Origin of the sequence: Cellulosimicrobium sp. Marseille-Q4280 (genome assembly GCF_943181405.1) — a bacterium.
Classification (GTDB): domain Bacteria; phylum Actinomycetota; class Actinomycetes; order Actinomycetales; family Cellulomonadaceae; genus Cellulosimicrobium.
The window spans coordinates 347245-363554 of sequence record NZ_CALPBY010000001.1; the positions used below are offsets into that span (position 1 = coordinate 347245).

A 16310-nucleotide genomic window follows, 5' to 3' on the forward strand; every position below is an offset into this window, starting at 1 on the left:
AAGGACTCCTCATGCCCAGCACCTCGCCCACCCGTCCCGACGGCGGTCCCGCGGGAACGCCCCGCGCGTCGGTCGGCGGCGGCGTCGTCTCGCTCACCCGGCAGTCGTTCGCCGGGCTGCGCGTCCTCCTCCTCATGACCCTGCTGCTCGGCGGTCTCTACCCGCTCGCGGTGCTGGCCGTCGGCCAGCTCGGGTTCGGCTGGCAGGCAAACGGCTCGCTCGTGCGCGCCGACGGGTCGCGCGCGACCGCCGTCGACGACGCGGGTCCCGACGGCGCGCCGGTCGTCGGGTCGGCCCTCGTCGGCCAGGACTTCGGCGTGCCGGGCGCCGACCCGCAGTGGTTCCACGGACGTCCCTCGGCGGCGGGCGACGGGTACGACACCCTCGCGTCAGGCGGCTCGAACCTGGGGCCGAACAACCCCGACCTCGTCGCCGCGATCGAGGAGCGGCGGGCCGCGGTCGCCGCGGAGGACGGCGTCGACCCGGCCGTCGTCCCCCCGGACGCGCTCACGGCGTCGGCCTCGGGGCTCGACCCGCACGTCTCCCCGGCGTACGCCGAGCAGCAGGTCGAGCGTGTCGCGACGGCGCGCGGTCTGGACGTGGCGGAGGTCCGCGAGCTCGTCGAGGCCGAGGCGGCCGGGCGCGTGCTCGGCGTTGTCGGCGACCCTCGCGTGAACGTCCTGTCGCTCAACCTCGCGCTCGACCGGCTCGACGCGTCGGGCGCCGCGGGGACCCCGTGACTCCCGCACCCGTCCGGGTCGTGGTGGACTGCACGCATGGACGCTGAGCAGCCGCGCCGAGGTCGTCTCTCGGTCTACCTCGGCGCGGCGCCGGGCGTCGGCAAGACCTTCGCGATGCTCGACGAGGCCCACCGCCGCCGTGCCCGCGGCACGAACGTCGTGGTGGGCCTCGTCGAGACCCACGGACGCGACGCGACCGCCGCCAAGATCGGCGACCTCGAGGTCGTGCCGCGCCGCGTCGTCGGGCACCGCGGCGTGGAGCTCACCGAGCTCGACGCCGACGCGGTCCTCCTGCGGCGCCCCGACGTCGTGCTCGTCGACGAGCTCGCCCACACCAACGCCCCCGGGTCTCGTCACCCCAAGCGGTGGCAGGACGTGCACGACCTGCTCGCCGCGGGGATCGACGTCGTGACGACCGTCAACGTCCAGCACCTCGAGTCGCTCACCGAGGACGTCGAGGCGATCACCGGCGTGCGGCAGCGCGAGACCGTGCCCGACCACGTGGTCCGCGAGGCCGACCAGATCCAGCTCGTCGACCTCTCGCCGCAGGCGCTGCGGCGCCGGCTCGCGCACGGCAACGTGTACCGGGCCGAGCAGATCGACGCGTCGCTGTCGTCGTACTTCCGCGAGGGCAACCTCACGGCCCTGCGCGAGCTCGCGCTGCTGTGGCTCGCCGACCGCGTCGACGACGCCCTCACGCGCTACCGGGCCGACCACGCGATCTCCGGCACGTGGCCCGCGCGCGAGCGGGTCGTCGTCGCCCTCACCGGCGGACCGGAGAGCGCGACGCTGCTGCGCCGCGGCGCCCGGATCGCCGAGCGCGCCGCCGGTTCGGAGCTGCTCGCCGTCCACGTCCTCGCGACCGACGGGCTGGCCGCGGCGTCCCCTGCGGCGCTCGCGGCCGACCGCGAGCTCGTCGAGTCCCTCGGCGGGACGTTCCACACGGTCGTGGGGGAGGACGTGCCGTCCGCGGTCGTCGACTTCGCGCGCGGGGTCAACGCGACGATGGTCGTGGTCGGGGTGTCGCGGCACTCCCGGTGGCGCGAGGCGCTGCTCGGCTCGACGAGCGCCGAGATCGCGCGGCTCGCGGGATCGCTCGACGTGCACCTCGTGACCCACGAGCGGGCGCGCGCGGGCAGGGTCTCGCGGCGCGCCCTCAGCCCGCTCTCGGCCCGACGGCGCGTGGCCGGCTGGGTGCTCGCCCCGACGGCGCCGGCGCTGCTCACCGCGCTGTTCGTCGGCACGGGGGAGCTCGTCGGCCTGTCGACACAGGTGCTCGTGTTCCTGGCGCTCACCGTCGGGGTCGCGCTGGTCGGCGGGATGTGGCCGGCGCTCGCGTGCGCCGTGGTGTCGTTCCTGTGCATCAACTGGTTCTTCACGGCGCCCACCGGTCTGCTCACCGTCGCCGACCCGGAGAACCTGCTCTCGCTCCTGCTGTTCGTGCTCGTCGCGGTCGCCGTCGCGTCGGTCGTCGACCTGTCGGCGCGGCGGTCCGTCCAGGCGTCGCGCGCCCGGGCCGAGGCGTCGACGCTCGCGGGGCTGTCCCGCTCGGTGCTGTCGGGGGAGGACACCGCCGACGCCGTCGTCTCCCGCCTCGCCGAGACGTTCGCGCTGCGCCGGGTCGCGCTGGAGGAGCGCGCGGGCGGGGGCGGTGCGGCGGCCGGGTGGTCGACGATCGCCGAGGCGTCGCGCCCGGTCGACGAGCCGAGGCGCGACGTCGCGGGCCGCGCCCGTGCGAGGGGGCGCGACACCCACGGCGACGACGACCGGACGCTCGTCCGGGTCGACGACGACCGCCGCCTCGTGCTCGACGGTCGCCCCCTGCCGGCCGGGGACCGGCAGGTGCTCGACGCGTTCGGCGCCCAGGCGGGCATCGTCCTGGAGTACCGGCGCCTGCGCGAGCAGGCCGCGCGCGCCGCGGTGCTCGCCGAGGCGGACGCGACGCGCACGGCCCTGCTCGCGGCGGTGTCGCACGACCTGCGGACGCCGCTCGCCGCGATCCGCACGGCCGTGGACGGGCTACGCCTCCCGGACGTCGCGCTCGCGCCCGAGGACGAGGACGCGCTCGTCGAGACCGTCGCGACGGCGACCGGGCGGCTCGAGCAGCTCATCGACAACCTGCTCGACCTGTCACGGCTCCAGACGGGCGCCGTCGTGCCGGTCCTGCGAGCCGTGTCGCTCGACGAGGTCGTGCCGTTCGCCGTCGAGCCCGCGGCCGACCGCGTCGAGCTCGCCGTGCCGGACGACCTGCCCCTGGTGCGCACCGACCCGGGGCTGCTCGAGCGCGTGGTCGCGAACGTCGTCGGGAACGCGGTGCGCTTCTCGCCCGGCGACGTGCGGGTCACGGCTTCGGTCTCGCGGGACGGCGTCGAGCTGCGCGTCGTCGACCGCGGCCCGGGGCTGGACGACGCCGCGAAGGAGCGCATGTTCGAGCCGTTCCAGCGGCTCGGGGACACGAGCGGGAGCGGTGTCGGGCTCGGCCTCGCCGTGGCACAGGGCTTCGCGCGGGCCGTGGGTGCGACGATCCTCCCCGAGGACACCCCGGGCGGCGGCCTGACCATGGTCGTCACGGTCCCGGTGGCGGACCCCGGGCCGCGGACCGCCGACGCGTCCGGGGCGGCCGACAGGGACGAGGAGGAGCGATGAGCGCCGAGCGCGAGACGGCGGGGAACCGGGTGCTCGTCGTCGACGACGACCCGGGCCTGCTGCGGGCCATGGAGATCACGCTGCGCGTGCACGGCTGGGACGTCACGACGGCGGCGAGCGGGCGCGCGGGGATCGACGCCGCGGCGACGGCCCACCCCGACGTCGTGCTCCTCGACCTCGGTCTGCCGGACGTCAGCGGGATCGACGTCATCACCGCGGTCCGGGGCTGGAGCCGGGTCCCGATCATCGTGCTCTCGGCGCGCCAGCTCGGCGACGACAAGGTCGACGCGCTCGACGCGGGTGCCGACGACTACGTGACGAAGCCGTTCGCGATGCCCGAGCTGATGGCGCGGCTGCGGGCCGCGGTGCGTCGCGCGTCGAGCGAGCCGGTGCCCGACGACCCGGTCGTCGAGGCCGGCGACCTGCGCATCGACCTCGCGCGCCGCCAGGTGCAGCGCCGCGGCCACGAGGTGCGTCTCACGCCGACCGAGTGGGCGCTGCTGGAGCTGCTCGTGCAGCACCGGGGGCGCGTCGTCGGGCGCGAGCAGATGCTGCGCGAGGTGTGGGGACCCGCGGCGACGCGCGACACGCACTACCTGCGCGTGTACGTCGCGCAGCTCCGGCGCAAGCTCGAGGACGACCCGGCGTCGCCGCGGCACCTGCTCACGACGCCGGGCATGGGCTACCGGTTCGAGGTCTGAGCCGTCACCCGATCACCGCGGCGCTCTCCGGGTGTCGGAAGAGCCGTGGCCGGGACCGCAGCGCCAGGGCCGAGCCGAGCGTGATCGGGCCGAGCCGGCCGAGAAACATGAGGCCGACGAGGATCAGCTGGTGCGGGGCCGAGAGGTCTGCCGTGATGCCTGTCGACAGGCCTGTGGTGGAGAACGCCGACGTCACCTCGAAGAGGACGCGGTCGAGGCCGAGCGGTGACGTCGCGGTGATGATCAGCGTCGACAGCAGCACCGCGGCGACGCCGAGCAGCGCGACGCTGACGGCCTGGCGCTGCGTCGCGGCGGCGACGCGCCGGTCGAACGCCGTGACGTCGGGGTCGCCGCGCAGCTCCGACCAGATGACGAACGCGAGCACCGCGAACGTGACGACCTTGATGCCTCCCGCGGTGCTGGCGCTGCCTCCGCCGACGAACATGAGGATGTCCGTGCCGAGCCATGTCCCGCTGTTCATCGCGGAGGTGTCGAGGGAGTTGTAGCCGGCGGTCCGCGCCATGACGGACTGCGTGAACGCGGCGAGGACCCGGTCGCCCACGCCGAGGGCGCCGAGCGTGCGGGGGTTCGCCCACTCGGCGACGAGGAAGAAGAGGGTCCCGCCGGCGAGCAGCACACCGCTCGTGACGAGGGTCAGCTTCGTGTGCAGGCTCCAGCGCGACGCACCGGTCCGGCGACGGCGGGCACGGTAGAGCTCGAACAGCACGGGGAACCCGATGCCGCCGAGGACCACGGCGAGGCACAGCGGCACGCACGTCCACGGGTCGCCGACGAAGCCCACGAGCGAGTCGGAGTACAGCGCGAAGCCGGCGTTGTTGAAGGCCGAGACGGCGTGGAAGACGCCGTGCCACAGGGCCTCGCCGGGTGTCGCCCCGTACCCCACGACGAGCCGCGCGGCCACGAGCAGCGCGACGCCGCCCTCGACGGCGACGGTGACCCGCAGGACGCCGATCAGCACCGAGCGCACGTCGCCGAGCCCGACGCTGCGGGTCGACGCCGCGGCTACCAGCCGTGTCCGCAGGTCCAGGCGCCGGGACACGAGCAGCCCGAGGAGCGAGGCCGCCGTCATGACGCCGAAGCCGCCGAGCTGGATGAGCACGAGGATCACGACCTGGCCGAACGGGGTCCAGAACGACCCGGTGTCGACCACCGCGAGCCCCGTGACGCACACCGCCGACGTCGCGGTGAACAGCGCCTCGAGCGGCGTCGCGAGCCGGCCGGTCGTGGAGACCGGGAGCAGGAGGAGGAGGGTCCCGACGGCGATCGCCGCGGCGAACCCGCCGACGACCAGGCGCCCGGGCCGGGCCCCCTCCGACCGGAGCGGAGCACCGCGCGGCGACGGTCGACGGAGGATCGGGAGCAGACGCACGACCCCGGTCTACCGGACGACAGCGGCCCTCACGACGATCTTGACGGGATCATGACGCCGCGGGCGTCACCCGGCCTGCGCGACGAACCGCGCAGCGCCGGTCGGGGGCGCCCACCCGTCAGCGGCCGGTCAGCTCGGCCCGGTCCCACCACCACGCCGTCGCGATCCAGCCCGCGGCTGCGACGAGCGGTGCCGTCGCGAGCTGGAGGGCGGAGACGGTCGTACCCGGCCCGCCCATCCCGAGCCACAGTCCCGGCACGGCCCAGGGGAACCACGGACCGGCGCCCGTGAGGGTCACCACCTGCGTCACGACGACGACGCCGAGGACCGCGCCGACGCCCGCGAGCGCGTCACGGCCCCAGGTCGCGACGAGGCCGAACGGCAGCGCGGTGAGCGCAGCCAGGACGCCGCCCAGCGCGGCGCGACCGGCACCGGGCCACGGCGTGCCGGCACCGGGACCGGTGGCGGCACCGACGAGCAGTGCGACGACGACCGACCCGAGGCTCGCGGCGACGGCCCACGCCAGGACCGCCAGAAGCTTGGCCGACGCGAGCTCCGCCCGGGAGGAGCGGCCGGTGAGCAGCGGCTCCACCGTGCCCTCCGTGAGCTCCCGCCCGAACGACCAGCTGACGACGAAGCCCGTCGCGAGGAGCGACGCCACCGCGAGCACCTGCCCGCTCAGTCCCGTCACGGCCTCCCAGCCGACGCCGGGCACCATCGGGCGCACCTTGAGGGCGAGCGTGCTGTCGCCGCCGTGCTCGGCCGCGGCGGCGAGGCCGACAGCCAGCAGGGGGACCACCAGCACGAGGGCGGACGTCGCGACGCGCACGACCGTCGACCGGACGAGCTTGAGGAGCTCCGCGCCGAGAGCCACGCCGAGACCCGCGGCGTGGGCCTCGGACCGCGTCGCGCTCACGGTGTCACCTCGGGCACGGCGCCGCCGGTCGACGCCGCGTGCACGGTGCGGAAGAACTGCCGCTCGAGGTCCACGCCGTCCGGCGCGAGGGTGCCGGCCACCCGTCCGTCGTGGACGACGGTGATCGTCGATGCGGTCCGGGCCATCTCGTCCAGGTGGTGGCTCGACACGAGCACCGCCGTGCCGCCCGCGGCCCGCCGCAGGAGCGTCTCCCGGACCTCGATGACGCCGGCCGGGTCGAGCGCGCTCGTGGGCTCGTCGAGCACGAGGAGGGCCGGGTCGTGCACGAGCGCGGCCGCGAGGGCGAGTCGCTGGCGGTTGCCGTCGGAGAGCGTGCGGGCACGCCGGTCCGCCCAGCGGTCGAGCGCGAGGGCGGCGAGGAGCTCGTCGGTGCGATGGTCCGCGTCCTGGCGCGCGCAGCCGTGCAGCCGGGCCGCCGTGCGGAGGTTCTCCCGCACGGTCAGCTCGCCGTACGCGTGACCGCTGCCGACGTGACCGACCCTGGCCCGGACGCCCGCCGGGGCTCGCCAGGCCGGCACGCCCCAGAGCTCGGCCGTGCCGGCGCCCGGTCGCAGCAGCCCGACGAGCAGCCGCAACAGGGTCGACTTGCCGGCGCCGTTGAGACCGACGAGCGCGTGCACCTCGCCGGGGCGCACCTCGAGGTCGACGCCCCGCAGCGCGGGCACGTCGCCGAACGCCCGCGCGAGCCCGACGGCGCGGACGGCCGGTCGGTCGTCCGTCGTCTCAGGCACGGTGCTCGCCGGCCTCGTGCGTCGTAGCGGCCGCGAGGGTCGTGCGGTCCTGGATCGCGTCGACCGGGGGTGTGCCGACCGGGGGTGGGTCGGTCCGGGGCGCGTCGGCGCGCCCCGGGACCAGCACGTCGAGCGCCCGGCCCAGGACCGTGGACAGCTCCTCCTCGCCGGTGTCCGCCCAGTGGAGCAGCGCGGCGGTCAGCGCGGCGAGCGTCGCGCCGACGGCGGCGCGCGCCTCCAGCGGGTCGCACCCGTCGGCGACGAGCTGCTCCACGACCGCCTCCTCCGTGCGCGCGTTGTTCTGCCAGACGGCGCCGCGCAGCGCCGGGGTTCGTGCCACGATCCGCGTGCGTCGGCGCACGACGTCGACCGCGCCGGGAGGGATGCCGCGCCACGCGGAGCGCAGCCCGGCGACGGTGCGTCGCAGCGCACTCTCGCTGCGCGGCTGCTGGGCGACGGCCGCGACGAGGAGCGGGTCGTACGGGTCGTCGAGCACCACGCGCTCCTTCGCGCCGAAGTGGCGGAAGAACGTCATCTCGGTGACGCCGGCCGCGGCTGCGACCTGGGCCACGGAGGTCTCGTCGTATCCCTGGCGCTCGAAGAGCCCGAGCGCGTGGACGACGAGCGCGTCGCGCGTGCGCTCGCGTCGGCCGGGCTGGGAGCGGTCCGTCATGGCTCGATGTTAGTCACTAACATTGGGAGACGCGAGAGCAGGACGGCGCGTCCGCCGCTCGAGCAGTGACAGCCGGTGGCGCCAGGCTCCGGGTCTGGTGTTTCGCCGCGACGACGTGGAGGCTCTGTGGCAATGTCGTGACGACGGCGGCGCACGACGACGTGCGCCGAGGTGGGCTGTGTGGGTCGGAGGACAGCACTATGGGGGATCGTCGAACGGCGAGCGGCGGCACGACACGGCTCGGCCGGTCGCGGCAGGAACGGCGCGCGCGCCGGTTCCGTCGCGCCTGGGGAGCGGTCGGGACGGCGCTGCTCACGCTCCCGCTCGTCCTCGCGCCGGCGCTGCCGGCGGCGGCGGCGTCCTGGGCCATCGGCAAGTCGGAGACGAGCACCGGGCCGTACCAGCCCGGGCAGACCGTCACGTGGGTCGTGACGATCTCGTGCTCCGACCCGAACCAGGACCCCTGCACCCCGACCACCATGACGGACCCGATGCCGGAGTACGTCGACCTCGTCAGCGCGTCGATCCAGAGCGCCGGGACCGGCACCGTCAACCCGCAGATCGACGTCGACCAGGACACGGACACCGTGACCTACACGGCCGACAGCGTGAACAACGGTCAGCAGTCGCAGATCCTCATCACCGGGACCGTCTCCGACGACATCCCGTACAGCCAGGACGGCGTGCCGATCACCAACACGGCGACGGTGGACTCGGACAACGCCGAGCCCGCGTCGGCGAGCGACGACATCGTCCCCGAGGTCCCGCTGGTCCTCGACTCCGAGACGACGAAGTCCATCGACCCGCCAGGCGCGATCGCGAGCCCCGGCACCCCGGCGACGGTGACCATCGGCGGCACGAACACGTCGAACGACCCGGTGGACTCCCTGATCATCACCGAGCCCACGCCGGGGACCGACCCGAACCCGTTCACCTATCTCGGCTTCACCGGCTGGGGAGCCGTCATGTGGCCCGCGGGCGCGACGTCTGCGGACGTGACGTTCACCTGTGCCGACGGGTCGACCCCGACCGGCAGCAGCAGTGTCCCGAACACGCTGCCCGATCCGCCGGCCGGCTGCGAGGTCGAGGGCTTCACGGTCGAGTTCGACGGGACCATCGAGATCGGGGCCTCTGCGTCGATCCCGTTCGGCGTCGAGCAGACCGACGCGGTCACCGGGCTCACCGACAGCACCACGCTGACCAACACGACGTCGTCGAGCGTGGTCGACGGCGCCGACGAGTCGGAGCCGACGGAAGCCAGCGACACGTACGTCATCACGCCGCCGAACAACTCCGTCACGCCGACCAAGTCGTTCGACCCCGCCGTGGTCAGCGCCGGGTCCCCGACGACGGTCACCCTCGGTGCGACCAACGACGGCGACCCGACGACGTCGATGACGATCACCGAGCCCTCGCCGGGCACGGACAGCCCGTTCGAGGGCGACGACCCGCTGACCTTCACGGGCTGGGGCACCGACGGTGCCGGGGCTGGTGTCGTGTGGCCGAACGACGCCGACGCCGCGAGCGTCACCTTCACGTGCGCCGACGGGACGACGACCGACCCGATCGCCGCGGAGGCGGAGGACACGCTCCCGGACCCGCCAGCCGGTTGCGTCGTCGTCGGGTTCTCGATCGAGTACACCGGGAGCATCGTCACCGGTGCCCAGGCGACCGTCCCGTTCACCGCGGACACCGACCCGGACCAGGTCGAGGACAACGTCCTGCACCCGAACGAGATCACGGTGGACATCCCCAACGCCTCGGGCACCGCGGACGCGACCCTCGAGACGCTGACCGACCGGCTCGCCACGGAGACGACCAAGTCCATCTCGCCGTCCACGATCCCTGCGCTGCCGGGCCAGACGGTCGTCGTCGGTCTCCCCACGCAGCTCCTGCCCTTCGGCGAGGACGGGTCCACGACGAACGCCGACCAGGTCGTCATCCAGGACCCGACCGAACCCGGCGCCTCGCCGGAGTTCTGGGGCACCTTCACCGCGTCGTCGGTGCGGTCCACCGACGTTCCGGCCGGCACCGAGCTGACGATCAACTACTGGAACGGTTCCGAGTGGGTCGAGGCGCCCGACTGCGGCAGCCCGGTCGAGGGTGCGGCGACGGTGAACTGCGACCTGCCGGACGACGCCCAGGGCGTGCAGTTCGTCTACGACGACACGACGGGTGAGGGCATCCCGCCCGGCGAGAGCTTCGCCCCGAACTTCGTCGCCACGTACGACGGGCCGGAGGACCGCGAGGAGCCGATCGCCAACTGCGGCGCGTCGAGCGCGTCGAGCGACGCCGTCGCCCCGACCGACCCGGCCGAGGGCTGCGACACCGTGGACCCGTTCCCCGTGCCGGTGGGTCCGGGTGACCTCGATTTCATCGACAAGACCTTCCTCGCGCCGGAGGGTCAGAGCGGAGAGCCCTACACCCTGCGCGCCCGCACGCAGGACGAGATCACCGCACAGATCACCTGGTCGACCAACGGGTTCGAAGGCGTGGACCCGATGGTGATCAGCGACATCGCGGACCCGGTCGCGGCGGACGACCCCGCCATCGCAGGGTCGTTCTACGACGCCTTCAACCTGGTGCAGATCGCCGTCGACGACCCCCTGATCCAGTACGACCAGATCGAGAGCGTCGAGCTGTTCGTCGACGGCGCCTGGGTCGAGGCCTCGGGCGACCCGTGCCCGGAGGCGTGCGACGGTACCTTCCCGGGCTACACGCTGACGGCCGACGAGCAGGAGAGCGCGACGTCGGCGCGCCTGACGTACACCGAGTCGCCGGGGCGTGCGGCGTTCCCCTCGGACCCGACGGTGCCGGCCGCAGGGTCAGGCGTGGCCCGGTCGACGCAGGCGGACGGGCGGCACCTCGACCTCACGTTCCAGCTCCGTGACGACCGCCGCAGCGGCGGCCCGGCGCTCGGCGAGCAGCAGGGCGAGATCTACAACAACCCTGACGACCCGGGCCTCGTCAACGACACCGCGCGCGGCACCGCGACGTTCCAGGGGACGGACCGGACCGACACGGACGACGACGACGTCCTCATCCTCGACCAGCCCATCAACGTCGGGATCACCAAGGACTGGACCGGTGGTCCGCTGTCGGTCCCGCCGGAGGGCACCCCGTACGAGGACTTCCCGACGACGGTCGCCACCATCACCGCCTCGAACAACTCCGTGGCCCGGGTGGACCAGCTGCGCATCGCCGAGCCGTCGTACGCCAACGACGACCTCGTGGTCGAGCCGCAGGTCGCAGCCGGCACCAACCCGTTCGACGCGTTCACGCTGACGGACATCGTCGACGTCGTCCCGCCGGACGGCACCGAGACGACCACCGTGACGCTGACGACGGTCGGCGGCATCACCACCGACTACACCGAGGCCGAGGCCGAGGCGTTGACCGCCGCGCAGCTCGAGGACGTCGTCGGCGTCGAGGTCACCTTCGACGGGCGCATCGCGTCCACCGAGTCCGGCGACAACGAAGGCGTCCTGGAGATGCAGCTCAAGCTGCGCGAGCTCGACCGGTACACCGGCGAGCGGGTCACCGTGGACCACGACCCCAACCCGGTGCCGAACGGCGCCGGCGCCGAGGTCTCCGACCCGGGCGGAACGACGGCCCAGACGCCGCAGGCCTGGGACACCGCGGAGATGGAGCTCCAGGACGCGTCGATCTCGATGGTGGAGACCAAGTCGTTCAGCCCGGGCACGATCGTCGAGCCCGGCACGGACGCCGAGGAGAACCCGACGTCGATCCTGACGATCACCGGTCAGCCGACCGGCCCCTCGCGCGCGGTCGAGATGACGCTCACCGACGTGGACGGGAGCTTCTGGAACCAGTACGACCTGCTCGGGTTCGACGGCTCGACCCTCACCGCGCCGATCGACCAGGTCCAGGTGGACGCCTACACGGGCGGGACCTACGACGAGGCGAGCGACACCTTCACCGGGGGCACGTGGACCGACGGGGAGGCGTCCGGCACCTTCGCGCTGCCCGACGGCGTGGACGCGGCCGACGTCGTCGGTCTGCGGTTCACGTTCACCCGGGCCGACGGCGCGATCTGGGAGAACCCCGCCAACCCGACCCAGGCCGTGAACCTCGAGGTGCAGGTGCGCGACACGCTGCGTTCCGACCCGAGCACCACGGTGCCGAGCGACCTGGCCCTCAACGACCCGGCGCCGGGCGAGGCCGCGCCGGGCGTCGCCACCAACGACGTGACCGCCACGGTCACGGGCGCGGACCTGGTCTTCAACCCGGAGGACCCGGAGAACCCCGTCCCGGTGTCCAGCACCGCGGAGGCCTCGGGGACGATCACCTACCAGCACACCGAGAACGGCGTGAAGATCGTCAAGGACTTCGACACCGACATCACCGGCGGCACCAAGCCACCGAACACGCCGTTCCCCATGAACATCACGGTGACGAACGTCGGGAACCGGCCGATCTACGACCCGGTGATCGTCGACGACCCGATGCCGACGGACGCCGACGGGCCGCAGCTGCGGCTCGCCGACGTCGAGGAGCCCTTCTCGTACGCGCTCACGGAGCCCGGTACGCCACCTGTCGGCCAGCCCAACGGGCCGCAGATGCCCACCGACCCTGCGAACGTGGCCGTGGACCAGACCGGCAACATCGCGGGCCTGACCTTCACCTTCCCCGAGGGCACCGTGCTCGAGGTGGGGCAGGTCTACACGATCACCGTCCAGGTGCAGTTCCGCACGACCCTGGCCGCGAACACGGTGGTCGAGAACACCGCCGGGGTCACCGGCGACCGGCCGTGGGACGTCTGCCAGGCCCAGTCCGGCGAGGACGGCAGCACCATCGACGGCCGCCTCGACGAGGACACCGGGGCGTGCGAGGCAGACTCCGACGTGACGCCCGTCCCGTCCGGCGTCCTGTCCGAGTCGAAGCTCGTCAAGGCGACGAACGACGAGTACCCGCTCGGCATCATGGTCGATCCCGACCAGCCGGGGAGCGTCACCCCGGAGGACTGCCAGCCGAACGCGGCCGGGTTCTACGCCTACCCCTGCACGCCGATCATCCCGCCGGGTCAGAACGAGACGTGGCGGGTCCGGGTGGACAACGTGGGCAACCTTCCCATGGACAAGGTGGTGCTCTACGACCGTCTGCCGACCCCGGGCGACACCTCGTCCGACCCGACCAGCGCTTCGGAGCGCGGGTCGCAGTGGACGCCGATCCTCACGAACGACCCGCCGCCGCAGGTCGTCAACGCGCCGCCCGGCAGCACGACGACGTTCTACTACACGACCGTCGACGACTACTGCCCCGACGACCTGGTCGACCCGGTGAACGAGCCCACCTGCCCGGACGACCCGGAGACGGGCTGGGCCGTGCTGACCGCGGACACCTCGGAGGAGACCTACGAGCAGATCACCGCGATCAAGACCGTGATCGAGATGGCGCCGGACAACCTGTTCCAGCCGGGCAGCTTCATCGCGCTGGAGGCGACGACGACCACCCCGCCCGAGGTCCCAGAGGCGGGTGACCGGTCGATCGCCTTCAACTCGGCCGCTGCGTCCGGCGTCGTCGTGACCCAGACGGGGGAGATCAACTCCCTGCGCGCGGAGGGGGTCAAGGTCGGCGTCGCCACGGCGTCCGGCCCGCTCGAGGTGACCAAGCTCGTCACGGGTGACGGCGCGGAGAACGCGCCGAGCTCGTTCGACCTGGAGGTGCAGTGCACGTCCGCCGTCGGGACGTGGGTCGAGACCGAGCTCGACCCGATCCCGATCACGGTGACGCCGGGGACCCCGGTCGTCGTGCCGAACCTGCCGTACGGCGCGGAGTGCGTCATCACCGAGGGCGCGGACGCCGGGCAGACCCGCCTGGTGCTCGAGCCGAGCAGCGTCACGATCGACAGCGAGGACCCGGACGACCCGACGTCGATCACGGCGATCAACGTGTACGACCTGTCGAGCATCGTGATCGACAAGGAGGTCGTCACCGACGCGGTGGACCAGGACGGCGAGCCCGTCCCGTTCGGCCCGTTCGACGTCGAGGTCGACTGCACGTTCCTCGGCGAGGAGGTCTACGCCGAGGGCTACGGCCCGGGGCCCGGACCGATGGAGATCACTCTCGAGGACGGCGACTCGGTGACGCTCGCCGGGCTGCCCGTGGGTGCCGAGTGCACCGTCGACGAGACGGGTGCCGGGAACGCGTCGTCCACCACGATCACGGTCGACCAGGGCCTCCCGGGGCACCCGGTGACCACGGACGGCCCGTCGACGGACCTCACGCTCGTCGGTGACGTCCTGGGTGCGAGCACCAACGACGTCACCCTGACCAACACCTACGACGTCGGCGGTCTCGCGCTCCAGAAGGTGCTCGACGGCGAGGGCGCAGACGCATACGGCCAGGGGCCGTTCACCATCCACGTGGAGTGCACCTTCGACGACGGTGACGGCACCGGGCCGCAGACGGTCTACGACGCCGACATCGTGCTCGGCGGCGCGGGCCCGCTCGAGGCGGACGTCGCGAACCTGCCCACGGGCGCGGTGTGCGACATCGAGGAGACCGACAGCGGCGGCGCGACCAACCCGGACGAAGAGGCGGTCGTCGTCCCGGACCAGGTGACCGTCGGCAGTGGCGAGATCGCGGACGTCGTCATCACCAACACGTTCGACGTCGGCGCGATCGAGGTCGACAAGGAGCTCGCCGGGCTCGGCGCGCTCTACGGCCCCGGCCCGTTCGAGGTCGAGCTCGTGTGCACCTATGGCGACGAGGGCGAGGAAGTCCCTCTGACGATCCCCGGCGGCGCGACGCGCGTGCTCGTGCCGGGCGACCCCGTCGTCTACGACGGGCTGCCCGTCGGTGCGGAGTGTGTCCTGACGGAGACGGACGACTTCGGGGCGTCGTCGACGACGGTCACCGTCGACGGCGGCGAGCCGGTCGACGGCGCGACGGTGGAGATCACGGTCCCGCCGGTGACCGACGGCGACCCGACGACCGTTGCGGTGACGTACACCAACACGTTCGAGACCGCGCCGCTCGTGGTGGAGAAGGTCGTCGACGGCGAGGGGGCGGCGTTCGCGCCGCCGATGCCGGAGCTGCCGCCGTTCCCCGAGGTCCCCGACGGACCGATCGACCCCGAGACGCTCCTGCAGCTCCTGGAGGAGCTGGTGGAGTACCTCGAGGCCGTGCCGTACGAGGAGCTCCCGTACGCGGTCTCCCTGGAGTGCACCACCTCGCAGGGCGCACCGGTGGAGGTCATCCCCGGCGGTCCGGACCGGCGGTTCGGTCCGGGCTTCCCCGCGATCTACTTCGGGCTCCAGGACGGTGACACGTGCACCCTCACGGAGACCGAGGACGGCGGCGCGACGTCGACCTCGATCGACCCGAACCCGGTGACGATCGTCGGCGCGGAGCTCCCCGCGGAGCCCGTCCAGGCCGTCGTGACCAACACCTACGACGTGGGCTCGCTCGTGGTGGACAAGGTCGTGGACGGCGAGGGTGCCGAGGCGTTCGGCGCGGGACCGTTCGAGGTCACGCTCGAGTGCACCTTCGAGGGGGCGCCGATCGAGGTGCCGGGCGGACCGACCCGCGAGCTCGTCCCGGGCGAGCCGGTGACGTACGACGGGCTGCCGATCGGTGCGGAGTGCGTCGTGACCGAGACCGCCGCGGGCGGCGCGTCGTCGTCGACGGTGTCCGCGGTCGAGGGCGGCGAGCCGGGCGTCGTGGCGATCGCGGCGGACCCGGCCGCGGTGACCGTGACCAACACGTTCGACGTCGGTCAGGTCGTCGTGACCAAGGAGCTCGACGGTCCCGGGGCGACCGAGCACGAGGGTGACGAGTTCGTCGTCGCGCTCGCGTGCACCTGGGACGTCGACGGCGTCGAGACGGACGTGGTCCTGCCGGGCGGTGCGGAGCGCACGCTCTCCGCGGCGGACGACTGGACCGCCGTCTACGAGCAGGTCCCGCAGGGCGCGACGTGCACGGTCGCGGAGACGGACTCCGGTGACGCGGAGAGCGTCGCGATCGTCGTCGACGGAGCGGAGGTCACGACCGACCCCGCGGACGGCGTCCCGACGTCCGACCCGTTCGGCGTCCCCAACGGGGACGACGCCCAGGTCGACGCGAGCGTGACGAACACGTTCCCGAGCTCGGGCGGCGACCTCCCGCGGACGGGTTCGACGGTGCTCGCCGTGACGGCCTTGGCGGTCCTGCTCCTCGCGACCGGTGCGATCCTCGTGGCCGCACGCAAGCGCGAGGACGCCTGACACGAGGGCTCGCAGGGGGCTCGTCGGGGCTCGTCGGCACCGTCCGGCGAGCCCCGACGGCGTCCTGCACGGGATGATCACGGACGGAAGCGGCCAGCCCCCTGCCGTTGCGACGCTCGGGGCCGTAGGCTGGGGGGAGCCGTCGGCGGCACCGCCGGCGCTCATGTCCCGGCGCGTCGGACCGTCGGGACGTCCGAGAGGCCCGTCGCACCCGTGCGACGGGCCTCTGCGGTGCCGCCACCAGGTCGTCGAGCGGTAGCACGA

At 73.5% G+C, this 16310-nt stretch carries 8 protein-coding genes; 4 read left to right on the forward strand and 4 right to left on the reverse strand.

The genetic code is table 11. From position 1 onward, the window contains the following. The first annotated feature begins 11 nt into the window (after positions 1-11). The 3 genes from kdpC to NFS20_RS01575 are packed head-to-tail and all read left to right on the forward strand — an operon-like array spanning position 12 to position 4087. Positions 12-740, forward strand: a complete 729-nt coding sequence (kdpC, locus tag NFS20_RS01565) for a K(+)-transporting ATPase subunit C (protein ID WP_285821091.1) — start codon at positions 12-14, stop codon at positions 738-740. Positions 741-776: 36 nt separating this feature from the next. Further along, on the forward strand, positions 777-3386 hold the full coding sequence (locus NFS20_RS01570; protein WP_251149993.1) for a DUF4118 domain-containing protein: 2610 nt from the start codon (positions 777-779) through the stop codon (positions 3384-3386). After that, positions 3383-4087, forward strand: a complete 705-nt coding sequence (locus NFS20_RS01575) for a response regulator (protein WP_251149994.1) — start codon at positions 3383-3385, stop codon at positions 4085-4087. The genes NFS20_RS01570 and NFS20_RS01575 overlap by 4 nt, the downstream gene beginning before the upstream one ends. A 4-nt stretch (positions 4088-4091) precedes the next feature. Here the strand turns inward: NFS20_RS01575 and NFS20_RS01580 are convergent, their stop codons facing one another. The 4 genes from NFS20_RS01580 to NFS20_RS01595 form a co-directional block, all read right to left on the reverse strand. Beyond that, on the reverse strand, positions 4092-5477 hold the full coding sequence (locus NFS20_RS01580) for a TrkH family potassium uptake protein (RefSeq protein WP_353050401.1): 1386 nt from the start codon (positions 5475-5477) through the stop codon (positions 4092-4094). Positions 5478-5595: 118 nt separating this feature from the next. Further along, on the reverse strand, positions 5596-6393 hold the full coding sequence (locus NFS20_RS01585) for an ABC transporter permease (protein WP_251149995.1): 798 nt from the start codon (positions 6391-6393) through the stop codon (positions 5596-5598). Continuing rightward, positions 6390-7145, reverse strand: coding sequence for an ABC transporter ATP-binding protein (locus NFS20_RS01590; RefSeq protein WP_251149996.1), 756 nt, complete (start codon positions 7143-7145; stop codon positions 6390-6392). Before NFS20_RS01590 ends, NFS20_RS01585 begins: the two co-directional genes overlap by 4 nt. Continuing rightward, positions 7138-7818, reverse strand: coding sequence for a TetR/AcrR family transcriptional regulator (locus NFS20_RS01595; protein WP_251149997.1), 681 nt, complete (start codon positions 7816-7818; stop codon positions 7138-7140). Before NFS20_RS01595 ends, NFS20_RS01590 begins: the two co-directional genes overlap by 8 nt. 200 nt (positions 7819-8018) lie before the next feature. Between NFS20_RS01595 and NFS20_RS01600 the strand changes: the two genes are divergently transcribed. Beyond that, on the forward strand, positions 8019-16046 hold the full coding sequence (locus NFS20_RS01600) for a DUF5979 domain-containing protein (protein WP_251149998.1): 8028 nt from the start codon (positions 8019-8021) through the stop codon (positions 16044-16046). The last annotated feature ends 264 nt before the right edge of the window (positions 16047-16310 follow it).